Raw genomic sequence first — 18,418 nt, 5'->3', positions numbered from 1 at the left:
GGTGTCATGGACGTTGTCAGTAGTGTTAATAAAGCTGTCGATGATTTTGAAAAAGGAATTGTCAACAGCATTGCTGGCATGGTCACGGGACTGCTAACCGTAGTTAAGGATGCAGGTGTTGTTGCCGTATCTGGCGTTGTACCTGATCCTGTGGAGCCATCTTGGTTAAAAGAAAGTGCAGATGAAACAGTTGATGCCTACACACAAGCTGCGATACAATTCTTACAAGACCCTATACGTGCAGTGGAATCAACTACCCAAGTCTTCACAGATACTGTGGAAAGTGAAGGAGTTATGTACGTTACTGGTGCGACCATTCCTGCCTTAATACCAGGTAGTTTGGCTGTCAAAGGAGCTTCAGGCGTTGCAAAACTAGGTGCAGGCGCAGCAAGAAGAGCTCCGAAGTTATTGGATAGTAAGCCTTTTAGTGGTAATTATTATCGGAAAAAGATAGAGGCAGCTAAAGCTGGAATGGCTAAAGTGACAGAGAAGTTCACTTTTGGTAAAGACTATGCACTTTCAACTGGCGGTGCAAACTTTAAACTTAGAGATAAAGATTTTGCAGAGGGTACTACGCCGCAGATGCTCAAGATACAGAATGGTAGAGAAGAAAGAGTAGAGACTAAAGGAATAAATGTTGTTAAAGATATACCTAAAATAAACGTTGATGATATACCAACTGCAAAGAGTGGTAACTTCAATAAATTTTTCAATTCCCTTACAATTAGTGAACTAGATGAATTTTGGAAGGATAAAAAGATTAGAAAGAAAATTGAACGTCAACTTAGAGCACCTGGAGGTTTACACGAATGGCACTTAGTTTCTAGGGCTCCGCAATTTAAGTATTGGAATATTGGTGCTGAAGAGATTAAAGAATTAAGAACAGCTATATCCGATGTTAAATTTGTCAATCCGAACGGTGTTCATGGTGGATTAGGTTCAACTAAAGCACATAATGAATTGTTAGCTATAATAGATACTTCTAGTGACTACAATACATTTGTTAGACGACTTAATAATTGGGCTAATTATAGATTAGAAGGTGGAGTTTCATCTTTACCCGAAGGTCTACGATTAAAGTAGGAGGATAATGTAATGGAAAAACAAGGATGGGTTTCTATTTGGTTAGGGAATATTAGTGATGAAGATTCTATAGAAGAGTATGTAGATTTAACGTATGATGAGGATGGCGAATCTGTCCCTTCCCAATTCTTTATCGATTTTAATATTGATATGGACGAAATAGATGAGGATACTATAGAAAAAGCTGTCTATAAAAATGGTAGTCAGGATATTTCCACATTATTAGAGGGATGTTCGTATGAAGAAATTATTATTCCGAAAATCAAGAAAAGTATGAACTTAAAGGGAGTATATAATGCAGTAATTTTAATATATAATTTTGAATATAACAATGAAATTAGCTCAGCTGGTGTTTTTGATTTTATAGCCGCTACAAATTATGAGTAAGATAACTGTGTATGGGCCAACAGGCGGTCCTCTTGAAAATTCGGCTGAAACATTTGTAAAAAACCTCATATTTAATAATGACGAAGGTTATTGGAAACAAGGTAGTGGTGATTCGTGTTTTGAGGTTGATGGTTGCGAGGAAAAATTAATATTCTTTTTGATGAACCGTATGAGTTTTTTATTATGCAACATCCAGATTATGTAGTACCAATTAATAAAAATGTTGAGATAAAAACAGTTGAACATTTAGTAGGCGGATAGCCAATGAGAGTACCTACATGTAGTTATGTTGATCGCGAAACAGCTTACCGTATAATAAAAGATTTTATCACCTTTAAATCAGTTCCAAATCATAATAGAGTGGGTTGATTTATACAATATAAACTTTGATCACGGATTTTAATTAATTTTATAATCTAGGTAACAAAATAAATACAAAGTATAGCTGGGCAACGTTTGCCTTTTGAGTGTATTATGGATGTGTGGGTAAAATAAATTTTAGAAGCAAGCTTAGGTTTAAGTATATTATATGTGAGGTTTCCGTAAGATCTCACACAAATATCACAGTTAAAAATAAAAGTGCGAAATACCTTGAAACTATATAAGCTATTTTTACATATACTTTACTTTGAATAGCTTAATAGAATGGTGATGAAACTGTGAATAACCAACTGAATTATGGGCGGCATGATGTAAATCATGCCCCTCACCCCTTATATAACAAGGGTTGAACGGCAATACTGATTTTTTTGACCACACTTAGTCAAAATTAAGCACATTTTTCATGAGACTCCCGAATTTTTCGGAGTCTCTTTTTCGTATTTCTTCTGTTGTATGAAGGTATACATTTACGGTTGTTTTGTCATCAGAGTGACATAATTCGTTCAATCGATACCCCAGCTTCTGCTAATAAAGATGTGTGAGTATGTCTAAGTGTGTGGGGAGAAATTGTTTTATTTTTTAGATTGGCTAACTTAAGCAACCTCTTCATACGCTGCTCAATTACTTTAGGATATATTGGATAGCCTAAATAAGTTGTTGTATTTACAAACATATACCCTTTATCATAGTATTCATCTGCAAATTCTTCCTTGACCTTCGCATTAAACTCCATTAATTCTTGCAATACTTTTATAACCATTTCATCTAAATCAATTTTACGCACAGAGTTCTTTGTTTTGGGTGTCACTAGTTCATATTGTTTGATGTTATTTTTAGGATTATAGTAAGTCTTAGTGATATTAAGAAAGTGAGTGCCGTTCTTTATCTGTAAATCTGATTCTTTCAGTGTGCATAATTCACCAATACGTATTCCTGTATAAGCTAACGTTAAGAAAATGGGATAATCTAAGTGCAATCCCTGTTTGTATGCTGTTTTTAAAAATATAGCTAGTTCTTCTTTCTCCATGTATTTAGGTAAATCCGTTTCGTTCTCTAAATCCTCAACAGTCTTTTTCTTTTTGACCACATATTCATATTCTATTGGATCTTTTTTAATTACTTCTAATGCACAGCTTTTTTAAATATCATTTCTCCGGTTCTATGGATGCCATCAATGGTTCGGTACGCAATATTTTTTTCTAGATTATGCAAAGTTTGTAGATACATATATCAAGTTATATCTACCATTCTGATATTTTGAAAGTACTTGTTTAGGTTGTTAATCTCATGTTTTCTTATCCTTATAGTACCAGGTTTTGCGCCTCGTTCTTTTTCATACAAATCCAACCATTTAAGAGCAAATTGGTTAAACGTAATAGGATTTTCATTTACCCCTATCCCCATATCCAATCCATTAGCTAATTGTTTTGCTGCTTTTTCAGCTTTGCCTTTAAATCTTCGTCGTGTGATTTCTTTCCTTTTACTTGTTCGTGGAACGTGGACTGTACGCATTCTCAACATCTAGAATTAAGCAAGGCCGATATGTTAAAGAATTTGGTACCAAATTACAGAGGGACAGGAAGAGAAAACCTTACATTTTTAAAAAATATGAAAGCAAGAAACCATCAAATCCAGCAACCAATAAAAAATACCTTTATTTTCCATGTGTTGATGTATTGTTCACTATTGATTGCCATCTCTTTTTTATTATGTTTAGTTGTATTGTTTTTTAATCATATTTCTATTAAGAATTTGTATGTCGGGCATTTTAAAATGAATAATAATTATTGAAACATGACAAAATTGTAAGTTGATTGTAATGGGAATCAATATACCATCTTGCGTTTCTCTTTTATTATAAATCTATGTGTGAAATTTATAAGAAAGAGGTAAATAATAATGAAACCAATAATAAAGAAGGATCGAATTAATGTCATTGACTTAATTAGGGGGTTTGCCTTAATTGGACTTCCTTTTGTTAATGTGCTTGCATTTTGGAGTTCAAACATAAACTTATCAGGAACGCAGGAGGATATTTTGGTTCAGCGTTTCTTATATATATTTGTTGAAGGACGTTTTTACACTATATTTTCCTTTCTGTTTGGATTAGGGATTTGGATTTTTTTATCGAGGGCTAAAGAAAAGAACGATCGACCATATGCTCTTTTTATTCGACGTATGTTAATCCTTGGTATAGCAGGAGGAATACATCAAGTAATAAACCCTGGTGAAGCTTTATTGATTTATGCAATTTTAGGATTGCCTGTTGTTTTCTTTGATAAGTTTCCAAAACATATTAATTTAATTTTAGGTATAGCAGGTGTTATTACAGGGAGCTTTTTTGGAGCAAAATTGCTTATGACTTTACCTTTAATGATGCTAGGTCTAGCGTTTGGACAATATCGTGTAATTGAGTCTTATATTAAAAAACGAAAAACGTGGATGATAGTTGCTGTTCTTTCATTTGTTGCAACTATTATTTCAGTCGCTTTTCTTTGGCAAAAAGCTCCTGTTGATGGGTTAGTAAGTAATATGGATGGCGTTGAATTAACCGAAGCACAAGTATCATCAAATCGTGATTTTTATGACTTTGCGGACTTGTCTTTTACTTTCACACCATTTTTCTCTGTTTTTTATGTTAGCTTTCTTGTTTTGCTTGAGCCTTTAGCAAGGAAATTGTTATCACCATTGAACTCCTTTGGACGAATGGCGTTTACAAATTATATAGGTCAATCTGTTATATTGGTTATTATTGCAATGTTTATTCCAACTGGTACAGTAGTTTCATATATCACCGCAACAATTACGTGTGTACTTGTAGTGATAGCGCAGATCATTATTTCTGCATTTTGGCTTAGGTATTTTAAGTATGGTCCGTTAGAGTGGCTTTGGCGATGCGGAACTTATGGGAAATGGCTCTCAATACGAAAATAAAGAAACGTAGAAAGTTAAGGTAAGAGACCATCTAGGTATTTAATCAATATAAAGTTGCGCACCTTTTATTACTTATGAGGGCTAATAGTCTTCATTCAAAACAAAAAGCGCTCTGCGGAAACAGGGTGCTTTAATACATATCATATCATCTAAGAAATGTATTGCCGTGGATCCGTTTTTTCCCTCCTCACCTTTTTAATCGCTTCAATCCACATCGTTTATAATAACTCTTCTGATATGACAAAAGAGGTGGCACTTTGGTGTATTAATCACTAATGTAGGCCATCTTTTTTTATTGAATGATAGCTTTATTTCCCATCGAGATTTTATAATATTCAGCTTTAATTTATATTCCGATTGATACACCATTCATTATTCATGGTCTCTTTTTTAATAATTATTTTTAATGGCGGGGAGATGATAAGTGACGCAGTTTAAAATATCGAGTATTCAAGAGTATGCTTGCAAATTGGACATTTAGTCTAATGATGAATTATATAAGGTAAACCAATTTGGATGCAGTTAATAACTTTACAACGAAGGATCTAGATTATTTACCACATGAAAACTATAGGTACTTGATTAAGTGGCAAGTGCTTTTGTTTTTGTTTTTGGTTCTAAAAATATAAGGTGTTGTTCTCTCATATATTTTCCAATAATGGGCATATTATTTTTTGATGTATTATATTATTGGAGGTTGTACAATGGAGAATAATTACAATCATATAAGATTAACATCTGCTGAAATGGGAAAACTTTGGGTAACTTATACAGGGAATACGATGGCCAAGTGCGTTCTTCGTTATTATCTTCAACATATCGATGATAAAGATATCAAAAAAGTTGTAAAAAATGCCTTAAATTTAAGTGAGAAGCTTGTGAATAAAATTAAAGATATATTTATTCAAGAAAATTTTCCTATACCTATAGGATTTACGGATCAAGATGTGAATTTAGGTGCTCCTAGGTTGTTTTCGGATGAATTTTATCTTCATTACTTGAAATACACTAGTAAAGCTGGAATGAGTATTTATTCGATTGCAATCCCTATAATGACAAGAGAAGATATAAGGGATTTTTTTATTAAAACGTTTAACTCCGCAGTAAATTTATTAAATGAGGTTAATAAAATATTAATCGCAAAAGGGTATTATGAAAAGTCTCCACAAATTCCAACACCAGACAAAGTTGATTTTATAAAAAAACAAAAATATTTAAATGGCTTTTTTGGAGATATAAGATCACTTCATGCATTAGAGATTTCACATCTTCACGATAATATTGAAAATAATGTCACAAGTAAATGTTTATTAATTGGTTTTAGTCAAGTATCCCAAACGGAGAAAGTTAAAAAGTTCTTTTTAAGAGGAAAGGAACTTACCAATAAACATATAGAGGCCAGTACACAACATCTACACAAAGATAACTTGCCATCGCTTCCGTTATTGGACGATCTGGTAAGTACTTCTACTTATACTCCTTTTTCGGATAAATTAATGTTGTGGCATAAAATAGATATGTTTTCCATGAAAATAAGATCGTATGCAAATGCTATTTCGCTTAATGGGAGGCGTGATCTTGGGGCGATGTATGTTCGGTTTCTAAAGGATATTGGACTGTATGTAGAGGACGGTACAAATATTATGATTAAATATGGGTGGATGGAGCAACCACCAGAAGCAGTTGATCGTAAAGAACTTGCGATGAATAAGGAATAGGGTGTAGGAGCAGCAAGAAAAACGCCGAAACTATTAGACATAAAGCTATTTCGGTTATTTTTACATATTGTTGCTTTTAATTAACTCTATTGAATGGTGATGAAACTAAGATTAATCAAGGGAGGCATAATGTATCACTGCCCTAACCCTTTGTGGACAAGGCATGAACTGTAATATTGATTTTTTTGAGCACAATTTGATCCTTTTAGTCAATAGCAAGTCCATTTTTAAGATAACCTGTTTTTCGTATTTCTTCTTTTGTATGAAGATACATATTTTATCGAATATAAGGTGCTATATGATTCATACTTCAAGAAATTCACAATCGGAGGTGAAAGTAAAACCTCCTGCTGAATGGATGGTCACGCTATTATAAGTAAAATTTTTTAATTTTGGAATAGAGATCCATGGTCTACTTATACTAAGTATTTTACTGGCTTTTGCTTCCATTGCAGATAGAAAGCCGTTTCCCCCTAAACAATCTTCCGTAAACTGCTTTATTGATGCTGTATCAGGCTATAGAGGGTTATTAACTAGCGATATGCGCATATCGAGACGTTTTGTAGATGAAAATAAAGTAATAAGCCCAAAAATTAAAGCTGCATATGAAGTGGAAAAATATATAAAGGATGTACAAAGGACGCAAATTAACCGTTCTTATATTTTGAAAAAACCTAAACATAAAATTGTTAAATTATTCGTTGGTGTATCTACCTTTATGGAAGATTGATATAGATTTCAACTATGTCTCTAAACCATTGATTTTAAACGCAAATACAGGAGAGTCTGAAAAGTATTTAAGCAGCCAGTGGGAAACGAATAAATGGTTAAAAATAAAGTAAAAGAAAAATTAAATGGAGCTTTTCTATAAGGGGTGTATTTTTTAACTAAATTTTAGTTAGCTTGCACTAAAAGAAAGGATAAAAATAGTTATGATCAACTACAACTATGTATGGATATTTTTGGTGATAATCGTGTCTTTCTAAGAAAAAGAGAGCTTTTTTTCGCTATAATAAGTGTGGAATTTTACGATTTATAGTAGAAGCTTGTCTAAAATAATCATATTTCACAAAAAGTCAATCTTGACATCATGCTGAATTTTCGGTTTACTTAGAATAATAGGTAAAAAGTACAACTCTTTGAAAAGATATAAGGAAGAGATGCGTTTGCTTGTTTCATAGTACAAATAAAAAGAAGGAGGATGCTTATGGCGCAAATTGAAGAATTTTTAAGTCAGATGAGCAGTATTGTATGGGGAATACCATTACTTGTACTACTAGTAGGTACTGGAATTTATTTAACAATTAGACTTGGTGCTTTGCAGGTGCGTTCGTTACCTTATGCGCTAAAGCTTGCTTTTTCCAGAAATCAGGATAAAGATTCAGAGGGAGATATTTCCCACTTTCAGGCGTTAATGACTGCTTCGGCTGCAACAGTTGGTACTGGTAATATTGTTGGAGTAGCCACGGCGGTTGTGATGGGTGGTCCTGGTGCTATTTTTTGGATGTGGTTAGCTGGATTTTTTGGCATGGCGACGAAGTATGGTGAGGCAATTTTAGCTGTAAAGTATCGTGTGAAAGATGCGAATGGAAATATGGCTGGTGGTCCAATGTATTATTTGGAACACGGATTAAAACAGAAATGGCTCGGTGTTCTGTTTGCAGTATTTGGTTCTCTTGCAGCTTTTGGGATTGGTAATGGAACACAGTCTAAAGCTATTGCAGATTTAATGCATGATACATTTTCTGTTCCGTTTTGGGTCACTGGTATTGTGCTAGTTATCTTTGCTGGTATGGTTATTTTAGGTGGTATTAAATGGATTGGACGGGTAACTGCATTTTTTGTGCCTATTATGGCATTGTTTTATATTCTTGCTGGAATTATAGTTATGATAATGAATATTAATCTTGTACCAGAAGCACTTGGAACGATTTTTACATTTGCGTTTACAGGCGAGGCTGCAACGGGGGGAGCTATTGGTGCAGCGATACGATTTGGAATTGCCCGCGGTTTGTTTTCCAATGAAGCAGGTTTAGGGTCTGCTCCTATAGCTGCTGCAGCAGCTAAAACGGACTTACCTGGCAGACAAGCGCTCGTTTCGATGACGCAAGTTCTTATTGATACATTTATCGTTTGTTCAATTACTGGAATTACTATTGTTATGTCTGGTAATTGGCGAGATGGTTCCATCGAAGCAGGTGTGTTGACGTCTACAGCTTTTGAGACTTTACTTGGTGGAGCAGGTCCATATATTATTACAATTGGGTTACTGTTTTTTGCCACTTCGACAATTTTGGGATGGGGATATTATGGAGAAAAATGCTTCCAATACTTATTCAAAAATCCTATGGCAGTAAGAGCTTATCGTACGGTTTTCGTTCTTTTCATTTTTGTTGGCGCCACCGCTACCCTTGATGTAGTATGGATGCTCGCCGATGTACTGAATGGCTTAATGGCTGCGCCCAACTTAATTGGTTTACTCGGATTATCAGGGGTAATTATTTATGAAACCAAACGTTTCCAGAAAAAAGCCAAAGAGGAAAAGCAGAAAGTAGCTTCGTAGGGGCTTATCTACCAAAAAGTTATTGCATACAAGTTACATTGCACTTTGTTGTTAGATAGAGGTCTACAACAAAGTGCAATTTTTTTACACTATAGGAAAGTATAAAAGTTTTAAGGGTTATAGTATAAGAAAAACTATGCCATTCGCCATAAGACTTGGCGACAAGCCAAGTTTTTCTAATGTGCTTAATCCAATTTTTGGAGTTTAAAGCAAAAGGGAGAAAATTACCTTCTAAGCGGAATGCATTCATGCTCGTCAGAAAATTGCTTGTCCTAGTGCGAAACTCGCTCCAGTTCGTCAAAAACTCGCTCCAGTTCATCGGAAACTCGCTCACTCTCGCACGGAAATCGCTCGTCCACGCACAAAAATCGCTCAAGCCCGTCAAAAAATCGCTTGCCCCCACTCCGACCACTTTTATTCCACTATAGGAATGTATAATTTTGTAAAATCGCTGAAGTTCAGCATAGTTTCTCTTGAGTTTTATGGGAATTCGCTGAAGTTCACAAGATAGTTATTCGAAGTTCACCATGAAGTCGCTGAAGTTCACAATTATCCACGAGTGGCTACACCTTAAATCAATAAAAAAGCAGTAGCGCGTATTATAATTCTACTATTTATTGGTTTGGCTTGAAGTTTATGGCTAGGAATGGAGAGCTTAAAAGTATTCGCTTTGATTAAAGTAGCTAAAAAGGCAGCTCTCCTAAATAGAAGGCAAAGAAAGGATCGCGAAGTATAGAACGATGCAGGTAAGAAAAACTAATGTATAGTGCATGCATGATTTTCGTTAGGAGGTCTTAGCTTATGAAAAAAGTAACGATTGTCTTTTGGGTTACATTAGCCATTACTGCTGCGTTGTCTGTATTGGGAGCAGTCCTGCCAGATAAGTTTGAAAAAATTTCAAGCTTGGTTATGCGCTTTATATCGAATCATTTTGGCTGGTATTATTTATTAATTGTAACACTGTTTGTGGTGTTTTGCGTTTACCTTGTATTTAGCAAGTATGGAAAAATAACGCTTGGTAAAGTTGGTGAAAAACCGGAATTCGGTTATCTATCTTGGTTCGCCATGCTTTTTAGTGCGGGAATGGGGATTGGGCTTGTGTTTTATGGTGTTGCCTCACCTGTTTCTCATTATATGAAAACTCCTCCGATGGCAGAGCCTGGTACTAGAGAGGCTTTTGAAGATGCGCTACGTGTGACTTTTTTTCACTATGGTATTCATGCATGGGCGATTTATGCATTAATTGGATTAGTGCTCGCTTACTTTATGTTTCGTCATGAAAAGCCAGGTTTAGTAAGTTCGTCACTGGAATCGTTGTTTGGTGATAAAATGACAGGGCCTTTAGGGAAAGCGGTTGACGTAATTGCTGTTTTTGCGACTGTTGTGGGAGTAGCAACGACACTTGGGTTTGGTGCTACGCAAATTAACGGTGGTATTGCTTATTTGTTTGATATACCGATTGTGTTTTCGGTACAATTTATTATTATTTTGATTGTGACTGTTTTATTTATGATATCTACATATACAGGCTTAAGTAAAGGGATTCGTTACTTAAGTAATGCGAATATGGGATTGGGAGCAGCGTTGTTTTTGGCAACTTTAATTCTTGGACCGACTTTATATATCTTTAATTCTTTTACAGACACGATAGGCTTATATATACAGCAATTGCCTTCTGAAAGCTTTCGTCTATCTCCGCATAATGAAGAAGAGCGAGCATGGGTTATGAACTGGACGGTATTTTTTTGGGCATGGTGGATTGCATGGGCACCATTTGTTGGAATCTTTATTGCTAGAGTATCTAGAGGGCGAACCATTAGAGAGTTTGTGTCAGGTGTGTTAATTGTACCGTCAGTAGTCGGCTTTCTTTGGTTTTCAGCATTTGGTGTCTCAGGGATGGATGCACAGAATAAGGGTGCTAATATAGCAGCACTTCCGGATGAACAAGCTTTATTTGGGTTGTTTGACCAAATGCCATTAAGTATTATTTTGTCATTACTTGGCATTTTGCTTATTAGTACCTTTTTTATTACGTCTGCTGATTCCGCAACCTTTGTTTTAGCGATGCAGACAACGAATGGATCGATGACACCACCGACAGCGGTAAAGTTTGCTTGGGGAATTGCACAATCCTCTATAGCTGCTGTATTGTTATATACGGGTGGTTTACAAGCATTGCAGAATGCACTTATTTCCGCCGCCTTGCCATTTTCGTTTATTATGCTATTGATGATTGTTTCTTTTTATAAAGCACTGAAAAAAGACAAAGGCAGAAATCAGTAGAAAAAATTTTATTCTAAAAACCTTCACTATCACCATGGTAATCCCAACGTTTCATTTATTAAATATAGTAGAATAAGCCTGCTTGTAGTCATAAAACAAGCAGGCTATTCCTCACTTTATCGGAACAAATCTAAAAAGCGTTCCCAGATGCCTTTTTCTTCTTCTGTTTGTTCAGGTTCTTCTTGCTCAGGGATTTCAATGCTTTCTGTTTGCAGGACAAACTGTACGACTTCTACTTGTTCATTTTTGTCGGAAATGAAAGAGATTGGTTTGTAGTCGGAGTTATCATATTCTTCCATCATTTCTTCGGTTTCTTGTTCGATTTGACCTGGTAAATTACTCGTAGCTTCTCGTAGCTCTTTTGTACCTGTATATAAATCACTGATGCCATTACTTGTGCCTGCTGTTCCCTTTGCTAACTCTTGTATACCTGCATCCAAATCTTGATAGGAAGTAGCTAATTCTTCTACACCATCTGTATAGTCCACTAATCCATTATGAAATGTTTCGTATTCATCATTAAATGTTGCAAACCCTTCTTGAATTTGGTCCATCATGTCCAGTTGATTCATGGAATTCAATGTTTGCTCCATCTCCTTAGCCATTTGCCTTAAGTTTTTTGCCATCTCCGTTGTTGCGCTAGAGGATTGTTCCAATGCTACAGTTACGCCGTCGAATGCACCTGTTACTTGGTTATAGGTTTCTTTAGCGATGTTTGCTGCCCGATACGTATTTACTAATTGTTCAATAACTTCTTGGTCGGCGTTACTATTTTTTAATTCTTTTATTTGCGCTTCGGTAATTGCATCGGACGGAATGGCATGCATTGCTTTATCTAATTGACCTTTTGCTTGATAATAATTCTGTTTCAGACCATCCGTAGCTTTTGTTGATTCTTCCAATCCATTTGCAATTTCTCGTAAATGGGCTGGTAACGCTTGAATGGAGCTGAGATCTATATTACTCGTACTTTGTTGTACCGTTTGGTTCATGGTGTGTAATGCCTCTTTAATAGACGCAGATCCGCTTACTAATTCACCAGATGACTGGTTTAATTCATTTATGCCGTTTTTGTATTCTGTGGAACCATCACGAATTCCTTGTGCACCTTTATTTAGTTCCGATACGCCTGTTTTTAAATCACCAACACCTGCATGTATGTCACTTATTGCATTTGCTAGCTCCTGCATTTCTCCAGTTACACCACTTGTATCAGGACTCTCGATGGACATGGAATAGGGAGCTGCATTTATTTCGATTGGATCCATTTCAAACTCTGACACGTCGGTTGAAATAATAAAATCTTCTTCTTGTTCTGGCATCACGGTAAAATTGACTTGTTTATTTTGACCTGCATTTGCTTTTGTTCCTTCTGGAGCTTGAATATTATCAAACTTTGTTGGATCTAGCGTTACGGCAATTTGTAACAAATAATTGTTAAAAAACTTTGGATCTACGTCCTCATTCCTGGAAGTGGAAATTTGTATTTCTAGCGCACCACTTTTACCTGCTAATTCCTCGGTTTGTATTTCCTTACCATCCAGAATATAGGTAATCGAAATATCCCAAGGAAGTGGTTTGTTTGGCATATTTCCTTGGTAATAAAATTCCTTCTCTTCCTCGGCTTGAAATTGGATTTTGTTTCCGTTTTTTTCTATATCTAGTAAGTTTGTTAAGTTTCGGACAGAACTGTACGCTCCATAATCAATTATTTTTCCGGGCTTCGTTACTTGAAATGTATTGACAACATACATTTCTTTCATTTGCCCATTGGCGCGCATATTACCGTAAATGACTTCATCTTTTGTTTTGTATTCGCCTTTGTCTGTAGAATTTTTTGATTCTTTTTCTGCTGGATCATCATTTGCTAAAACGGCAGAAGGAAGAAACGCCACTACGAGCATAAAAATGAACAGCAGTAGACTTATTTTCTTCACTATCGGAAAGGTAGAAGTCAAGCTACGGGTTTTACCATAAATATTTGCTAATAGGCGCATCGTATCACTCCCCTTTGTAAAAGTTTGCTTTCCATGTTGTTTTTTCAATAACGCGGTCTAGTAGGCTTAGCAGTGCAGGTAATACTAACACGACCATGATAAATGCGAGCAACGCACCTCTACCTAATAAAAGTCCGATAGAAGCAACAATTTGGTTGGACGAGGTCAGCCATAGAATAAATCCTACACTGGATAGAATTGAAGCGGATACGCCGATGGAAAATATTTTCTCATCTATTGTTTTCTTAATGGCTGGTAATGCATGCATTTCTTTGCGATTTTCTTTATACGCTTCTGTTAAAAGAATGGCATAGTCCACTGTCGCTGCCAGTTGTACGGTACTGATAATCAAATATCCTACATAAACGAGTGGCGTATTTGTGAAATATGGAATTGATAAATTGATCCAGACAGCTGATTGTATCGTGACTAATAAAACAACCGGAAAAGAGAGTGACCGGAAAGTAATGAGTAACACAGTAGCAATGGCTATTACAGTTAACAGGTTAACCACCGTATTATCCTTTTCAACTACATGCTTCATATCATATAAGGTGACGCTTTCCCCTAATATGTGGTAATTGTCTTCATAGTAATCCGAGGTAAGCAATTGAATTTCATCAATAAAAGCAAACGTTGCCTCACCTTCCGTATCTACCGTCGTATTAACGATGATTCGACTGTAATTCTCAGAAAAGAATGGCGCTGTTACGGATTCATCTAAGTAGTTAGGAGGTATTGCGGGACCAATAGCATCCACATAGGATACAGTACTTTTTACCTCTGGAAAATTTTTCAATTCTTGCACGAAATGCTTTTCTTTTGCGATATCGCCTTTTGGAAGTAGTAAAACCATCGGTGTATGTTTTCCAAACACTTCTTCAATGGCTACTTCGTCGTTATATGCTCTTGACGCTTCGGGTTGTTCGCCAATGCCATATAAAAAATTGGTTTGGCTTTGACCTAAGAAGGCTGGCACCATGAAGATTAATAAAACAATTAGTGCTGGTACACGAAGTTTATTTAATGTTTTTCCAACGTTTCGTATACTTGGTAGTAATTGTTTGTGCTCGGTTTTATCAATCCAATGGTAGAACATCAACGTTAAAGCAGGTAGAAATACCATGACACTAATAAAGCTAAGGGCAATTCCTTTCACCAAATTAAGTCCTAGATCTGCTCCAATTTCGAAGTCCATAAAGGTTAAGGCGATAAAGCCAAAAAATGTGGTGGAAGCACTCGCTGCAATTGCTGGAAACGAGCGTTTCATCGCCATCTGCATGGCTTCTGCTGGTGTGTCTGTTTGTTTGCGATAATCCCCAAAACTATGCAGTAAAAATATCGCATAATCAAGCGAAACCGCTAACTGCAATATAGGAGCAACGGATTGGGTGATAAATGATATTTCGCCGATAAATATATTGGTTCCTAAGTTAATAATGACAGAAATGCCGATGGCAGTTAGGAAAAAAACAGGTTCTGCCCATGATCTCGTCGATAGAATAAGAATAATGATAATAATTGGTATGAGTAATGCAGCTGCATACATTGTTTCTTTCCCCGTCATTTTTTGGGAGGTTGCTGTATCTAGTGCTTCACCAGCCATAGAGTTCTTTTTCCCAATTAATTCATAGATTTCATCGGTCGTTTCCACTTCTTTCCCTTCTGCAATATGGAAAGAAAATAACGCATTTCCATTTCTATAATAGGAATCAACCGTATCTTTATCCGCCATTTCAATCGGTGTTTTCGTATCAATTGCATCATCTAGCCATGTAACTTCAGAAACGCCATCTATTGCTTTTAGATCTTGCTTGAATTCTAAGGCTTCTTGAATTTCTATATCTTTTATCATGACGCGTGTATTAGCTACAGCACCATCAAATTCTTCCTCCATCGTTTCCATGGCAATGGTTGATGGGGAGTCCTTTGGAAGATAATCAACCATACTATAATTTATGGAAACCGCAAATTGTGCAAGTGCACTAATGATAGCTAGTGTGATAAACGTAATAACGACGGCTTTTTTATGTCTGATAATTTTTGTTATCCAATCAATCGGTGTCCACCATCCCTTGCGTATATAATTGAAAGCCTCTATTATTATATTATACACTTTGTTGGATAAACAACAAATAGTTTACTAAATTGTGCGGTAAATCCATCATTTTTTCACTATAGGAAAGCAGAAAACTTTTACGCTTTAGCGCATAAGCAAAATGGCAGCGTTGTATCATAATCAAAATTGACAAAAGGACAAGTATGTCTAATGGTATAGGTGAGTATGAAGTGGGGGTTGGTATACATGGTAATAATTGGGCATCCAGTCCGACTCCATCACTCACCAACGAGGCGACGTTATGCCATTGTCCTATGATCGGTTCGCGCCATTTCTTTATCTCCTTTGATTCGTTCCATTATCTACTGCTAAACGGATGCCCGCGCTTTGTTCTCAAGTGAGTCGTAAATTTTTGCACGATATATAAGGTTTTAGGGTTTATAGTATAATTAAACATGCAGCATCAAACTTAACGAAAAGCAAAGTATTTTTAAAAGAAAGTGTGGCGTTATATGATTGAAAAAGTGGACCGTCGAATAAAGTATACAAGAATGGTGTTGAAGGATAGCTTAATTACATTGTTAAAAACAAAGCATCTTTCAGCAATTACAGTAAAGGAACTTTGTAAGCATGCAGATGTTAATCGTTCTACTTTTTATGCGCATTACAAAGATCCATATGATTTATTGATGAATATAGAAGAAGAAATTATAAAAGGTTTGAATTCTTATTTAAGCCAACAAAATTTTGCTGAAAGAAAACAAGCATTGCAAACGACGGAGAAGTTATTAGAGTATGTCGCTACAAAATATTGCATTTGTCATACACTTCTGAATGAAAGTGAGAATACATCGTTTGAAAGCAAATTAATGAATGTGGCAAGAAACTTCCTAATAAAAAATTGGTTGGACGAAAATAAAATTGGAAAATCCAAATCAGAATATATTAGTACCTTCATCGTTAGTGGTAGTATTCATGTAATAAAAAATTGGTTAGTGAATAACATGGATAAACCGCCCCAGCAGATTGCTGAAATTATTAATAACATTGCTAATAATGGAATCAGAGGGGTAGAAGGAAGTGGATGAACAGAAGTGAAAAAATAATTATGAACGAAATGACGTATTGTAAAAGTTAATGATTGAAAGCAACCAAACCATCGCATTTTATACTAGCTATTGCGATGGTTTCGTATCTATTTAATCTATATTAAAGTTCGCGTTTCAAAGAAGTAAAGTACTTTTTTAGCTTCACTGAAATGGATAGTAATAACGAAGGGTGAAAGACAATGCATCACACAAATGAAGTTAGCAATTATATAAATAATGTAGAAGATAGATGGAAAGACGCTTTTGTAGAATTGAAAAAAACAATTGACCAAAAGATCCCTGATGGATTTGAGTTAGTAATGCAGTATGGTATGCCATCCTATGTAGTTACCTCTATCTATTTACCCTGACGGCTATCATTGCAAAAAAAACACACCCATACATTTATTAATATTGCAGCACAAAAAAATCATTTGGCTGTATACCATATGGGAATTTATGCAGATCAAAAATGGTTAACGTGGTTTAAAGGCGAGTACCCCAATTATATGAATACAAAATTAAATATAGGGAGGAAAAGCTGTATTCGATTTACCAAACCTAAAAAAACTCCCTATCAGTAATTGGTGAGCTTGTTTCGAAAATGTCCGTAGCGGACTAGATTCAATTGTATGAAGGAATTAGTCAAATGTAAAATTGGCAATAAGAACGAGAAAGGCTTGTAGTCTCATCCAAAATTAGAAAAACATAAGCGTGCCAATATGAAAACTAACTTTTATCAGCACGCTTCAAGATTTACATATCTACTTTCAATTGATTTGCTTTGTTCGTTTTTGCTTTTTTAAAGAATAGGAAAGTAAGAATAATAGTTAACACAGCACCGACGATAAAGGAAACATTCAAATCAAGTCGGAAACCGATTTGCGCATTTAAAATATACACAAACACCATATAACTCATGAAAATAGCTGGCACCATCGATACGAAGTAATTTTTTTCTTTCATAAATAAATACATCGTAGCTATCCATAAAGCGATTACGGCCGTTGCTTGGTTAGCCCATGAAAAATAACGCCATAAAATATTAAAATCGATTTTCGTTAAAATATATGAAATAACGAATAAAGGAATAGCAATGGACAACCGGTTAAACACTTTTTTCTGTCCGATATTTAAATAATCTGCAATAATGGAGCGTGCGGCACGAAATGCAGTGTCTCCGGAGGTAATTGGTAAAACAATTGCTCCAAGTACAGCAATTGTTCCTGCAACTGCACCTAGCAATGTGATCGCGATTTCATTTACTGCAGCAGATGCAGTACCTTCTGCAATGATGCCGCTTAAGGTTTGTCCATCAAAAAGGCTCATAGCAGCAGCTGCCCAGATCATTGCAATGATAGCCTCAGCAATCATCATGCCATAAAAAATATAACGTCCTTGCGATTCCTTTTGTGTTGTTCTCGAGATAATCGGTGATTGTGTCGCGTGAAAACCAGATAATGCACCACAAGTAATCGTAAAGAATAACAATGGAATTACTGGTAAGTTATCCGGATGCATATTGGTAAGGTGTAACTCTGGTATTTTATAATCTGAGAATAATAACGAAATTCCAATCGCTATTGTTCCAAATAAGAGAATAGCGCCTAGTATTGGATATATTCGACCAATTATTTTATCAATTGGCAATATCGTGGATAGAAAGAAATAAAGGAAGATGGCTCCTAAAATAATAGAAAAGGCAATCTTTTCATCTAGCAATATATCAATAAGTGACGCTGGCGTAGTAACGAAAACGGTTCCAACTAAAATTAACAATAATAGAGAAAAGGCGTTTACAATATGTCTTGACGCTTTGCCTAAAAATCTCCCCGCTAATTCAGGAATATGTGCCCCTTTGTTTCGTATAGAAATCATCCCTGTTAAATAATCATGAACTGCCCCAGCAAAAATCGATCCAAGTA

General features: G+C 35.6%; 14 protein-coding genes and 1 pseudogene. 10 read left to right on the top strand and 5 right to left on the bottom strand.

Annotated elements, in window-relative coordinates:
- The 3 genes and pseudogenes from HLX49_RS14330 to HLX49_RS14320 form a co-directional block, all read left to right on the top strand.
- Positions 1–1,083 (top strand): annotated as a pseudogene (locus HLX49_RS14330) (hypothetical protein); the annotation flags it as partial.
- A gap of 12 nt (positions 1,084–1,095) precedes the next feature.
- On the top strand, positions 1,096–1,470 hold the full coding sequence (locus HLX49_RS14325) for an immunity 22 family protein (RefSeq protein WP_077702510.1): 375 nt from the start codon (positions 1,096–1,098) through the stop codon (positions 1,468–1,470).
- 132 nt (positions 1,471–1,602) lie between these two features.
- A complete protein-coding gene (locus HLX49_RS14320; RefSeq protein WP_296362729.1) occupies positions 1,603–1,731 on the top strand; it encodes a hypothetical protein in 129 nt (42 codons plus the stop codon).
- 604 nt (positions 1,732–2,335) lie between these two features.
- On the opposite strand, the gene HLX49_RS14315 is transcribed toward HLX49_RS14320, so the two are convergent.
- Positions 2,336–2,938 (bottom strand): site-specific integrase, encoded by a 603-nt coding sequence (locus HLX49_RS14315; protein WP_296362727.1) that lies wholly within the window; start codon positions 2,936–2,938, stop codon positions 2,336–2,338.
- Between the two features lie 143 nt (positions 2,939–3,081).
- Complete coding sequence (locus HLX49_RS14310) at positions 3,082–3,372, bottom strand: tyrosine-type recombinase/integrase (RefSeq protein WP_296362725.1); 291 nt, start codon at positions 3,370–3,372, stop codon at positions 3,082–3,084.
- A gap of 378 nt (positions 3,373–3,750) precedes the next feature.
- Here HLX49_RS14310 and HLX49_RS14305 point away from each other — a divergent pair, with 378 nt between their 5' ends.
- The 5 genes from HLX49_RS14305 to HLX49_RS14285 all read left to right on the top strand — a co-directional run bounded on the left by HLX49_RS14305 (position 3,751) and on the right by HLX49_RS14285 (position 11,349).
- The gene (locus tag HLX49_RS14305) at positions 3,751–4,785 is read left to right on the top strand and encodes a DUF418 domain-containing protein (RefSeq protein WP_296362723.1); all 1,035 of its coding nucleotides are present in this window, start codon (positions 3,751–3,753) and stop codon (positions 4,783–4,785) included.
- Positions 4,786–5,489: 704 nt separating this feature from the next.
- Positions 5,490–6,503 carry a DUF3231 family protein gene (locus tag HLX49_RS14300; RefSeq protein WP_254843933.1) on the top strand — a complete coding sequence of 338 codons (1,014 nt, stop codon included), beginning with the start codon at positions 5,490–5,492 and terminating at the stop codon, positions 6,501–6,503.
- 541 nt (positions 6,504–7,044) lie between these two features.
- The gene (locus tag HLX49_RS14295) at positions 7,045–7,233 is read left to right on the top strand and encodes a hypothetical protein (protein WP_296362721.1); all 189 of its coding nucleotides are present in this window, start codon (positions 7,045–7,047) and stop codon (positions 7,231–7,233) included.
- A 477-nt stretch (positions 7,234–7,710) separates the two neighbouring features.
- The gene (locus tag HLX49_RS14290; protein WP_101933440.1) at positions 7,711–9,066 is read left to right on the top strand and encodes an alanine/glycine:cation symporter family protein; all 1,356 of its coding nucleotides are present in this window, start codon (positions 7,711–7,713) and stop codon (positions 9,064–9,066) included.
- 801 nt (positions 9,067–9,867) lie between these two features.
- Positions 9,868–11,349, top strand: a complete 1,482-nt coding sequence (locus HLX49_RS14285; protein ID WP_296362719.1) for a glycine betaine uptake BCCT transporter — start codon at positions 9,868–9,870, stop codon at positions 11,347–11,349.
- A 116-nt stretch (positions 11,350–11,465) separates the two neighbouring features.
- Here HLX49_RS14285 and HLX49_RS14280 read toward each other — a convergent pair whose 3' ends face one another.
- Positions 11,466–13,394, bottom strand: coding sequence for a YhgE/Pip domain-containing protein (locus tag HLX49_RS14280; protein WP_296362717.1), 1,929 nt, complete (start codon positions 13,392–13,394; stop codon positions 11,466–11,468).
- The gene (locus tag HLX49_RS14275; RefSeq protein WP_237342859.1) at positions 13,351–15,294 is read right to left on the bottom strand and encodes an efflux RND transporter permease subunit; all 1,944 of its coding nucleotides are present in this window, start codon (positions 15,292–15,294) and stop codon (positions 13,351–13,353) included. The genes HLX49_RS14280 and HLX49_RS14275 overlap by 44 nt, the downstream gene beginning before the upstream one ends.
- Positions 15,295–15,917: 623 nt before the next feature.
- Here HLX49_RS14275 and HLX49_RS14270 point away from each other — a divergent pair.
- Both HLX49_RS14270 and HLX49_RS14265 read left to right on the top strand, forming a co-directional pair.
- The gene (locus HLX49_RS14270; RefSeq protein WP_077702518.1) at positions 15,918–16,493 is read left to right on the top strand and encodes a TetR/AcrR family transcriptional regulator; all 576 of its coding nucleotides are present in this window, start codon (positions 15,918–15,920) and stop codon (positions 16,491–16,493) included.
- Positions 16,494–16,693: 200 nt separating this feature from the next.
- Complete coding sequence (locus tag HLX49_RS14265) at positions 16,694–16,864, top strand: DUF1801 domain-containing protein (protein ID WP_254843934.1); 171 nt, start codon at positions 16,694–16,696, stop codon at positions 16,862–16,864.
- Between the two features lie 385 nt (positions 16,865–17,249).
- Here HLX49_RS14265 and HLX49_RS14260 read toward each other — a convergent pair.
- Positions 17,250–18,418 (bottom strand): carbon starvation CstA family protein (locus HLX49_RS14260; RefSeq protein WP_296362715.1); only part of this gene is annotated, 1,169 nt, incomplete at its 5' end.

The organism is Virgibacillus sp. (assembly GCF_013393565.1).
In the GTDB taxonomy this organism is placed as follows: domain Bacteria; phylum Bacillota; class Bacilli; order Bacillales; family Amphibacillaceae; genus Virgibacillus; species Virgibacillus dokdonensis.
Note: the sequence above shows the minus strand (reverse complement) of the source record. Positions and strands in the feature narration are given on the sequence as shown.